This window comes from Mesorhizobium sp. M7A.F.Ca.US.002.01.1.1 (assembly GCF_004022955.1).
In the GTDB taxonomy this organism is placed as follows: Bacteria; Pseudomonadota; Alphaproteobacteria; order Rhizobiales; family Rhizobiaceae; genus Mesorhizobium; species Mesorhizobium ciceri.
In genome coordinates this window covers 1-1,536 of the sequence record NZ_RZQE01000819.1, presented here as the reverse complement: position 1 = coordinate 1,536, position 1,536 = coordinate 1, and the positions used below count along the sequence as shown (strand labels likewise).

Sequence of the window (1,536 nt, the reverse complement as noted above, 5' to 3'; positions counted from 1 at the left end):
ATGTTGAGCCTACCACATGTTTTCCTGCTGGCCAAAGAGGACATGGGGCGACAGAAACCCAAACCGTATCGCGGTTGGTCGGATTCACGCGCTGCACCTTCAGGTCTTGTTTCATGCAATGTCGTTTTCTCAAACGGAGGGCACTTTTGGGCGACATGCATTAACCAGCCGGTTCATCGACTTGAAACGCTTCTGTCCTGTTTTACCCGCAAGCTGCTAGAATGGCGGAGTACCGATCAACGATCGACGGCGATCTCGGATGCACATCAGTCTGGAAATCAACAATGTCGACGCCTTGCCCGCTGGTACCTCGACCAGCTACGCGGCGCGTGATCGCGGCTTCGAAATCGGACGCGATGCTTGCGACTGGACCTTGCCGGATCCCGACAAGTTCATCTCGGGCCGCCACTGCGAGGTTCGCTACGAGGCGGGCGCGTTCTGGCTGCACGACATCTCGCGCAATGGGACTTTCATCAACGGATCGAGCCAGCGCATGACCGGGCCACACCGGCTTGGCCATGGCGACCGGATACTGATCGGCCGTTATGTCATCTTGGTATCGATCGACGAAGAGCGCGCCACGGCGGGCTACCCCAGCTACAAATCCGAGCAGCGAGACATGCCGCCCGCGACAGGCCGACCGCTGGAATTCAAAGATGCACCTTTCTTCGATCCCGCGCAGCAACGGCCCGGGCAGCGCATTCCGCCGCACTCCCCACCCCTGCCTTCGACCAGAGACGAGGTCTTGCGGGAGATCGCGATCGGAGCCGGCATTTCGCCGGAATTGCTTCAATTACGCGACCCGCATGAAGTTGCCGCCGAAATCGGCGCGGTCCTGCGGGCGGTGGTCGAGGAACTGACGTTGCTGCTGAAAGCACGTGCGGCCGCGAAAATGCTGGCCAAGAGCACACAACGAACGATGATCAGCGCCGCCGACAACAATCCGCTGAAGTTCGTTCCAGGAACCGACGAAATCCTCGAAATCATGTTCGCCCGTCGCAGGGCCGGCTATCTTGATGCCAGGCGCAGTATCGAGGACGCATTCCGCGATCTGAAGACGCACGAATTCGCCACCTATGCCGCCATGCAAGCTGCGCTCTCCCGACTGCTTGACGACCTGTCGCCCGAGGCGATCGGCAGGAAACTCCCGCCTACGTCGTTCACATCGAAGAAGGGGCAGGCCTGGGACGCCTATGTCGCGACATGGCGGACCATGGAGGAGGCACATGAAAACGGCATGCTGGACATCTTCCTGGCGTATTTCAGCGAGGCCTACGCCAAAGCCGACAAGCAAAAATAGGCGATCCAGGAAACGCCTGGCAGGGCAATCAGAAAAGTCCTCCGACGCCCGGCATCCGGTTCCAATAAACAATTTCTGAGATTACAATCGCGTACGACAGTTCGCCAAGCGGGTAAGACTCATTGACCTGGGGGTCTGCGGCAATGTCATGCTACGGCGGGACAGGATTTTCTGGCCAATCCTTCTGCGGACACTGCCGCGGCCGACCGGAGCTGCCCCTTTACCCGACCAGAAAC

Annotated in this window: 1 protein-coding gene; it reads left to right on the top strand. The window is 59.2% G+C overall.

The window, feature by feature from the left end; all coding sequences use genetic code 11:
* Positions 1-259 precede the first annotated feature (259 nt).
* Positions 260-1,300 (top strand): type VI secretion system-associated FHA domain protein TagH, encoded by a 1,041-nt coding sequence (tagH, locus tag EN932_RS35785; RefSeq protein WP_127371919.1) that lies wholly within the window; start codon positions 260-262, stop codon positions 1,298-1,300.
* Positions 1,301-1,536: the final 236 nt, after the last annotated feature.

What these genes read in the sequence shown, in the direction of transcription:
- tagH (WP_127371919.1), top strand. Translation starts at nt 260, where the DNA reads ATGCACATCAGTCTGGAAATCAACAATGTCGACGCCTTGCCCGCTGGT.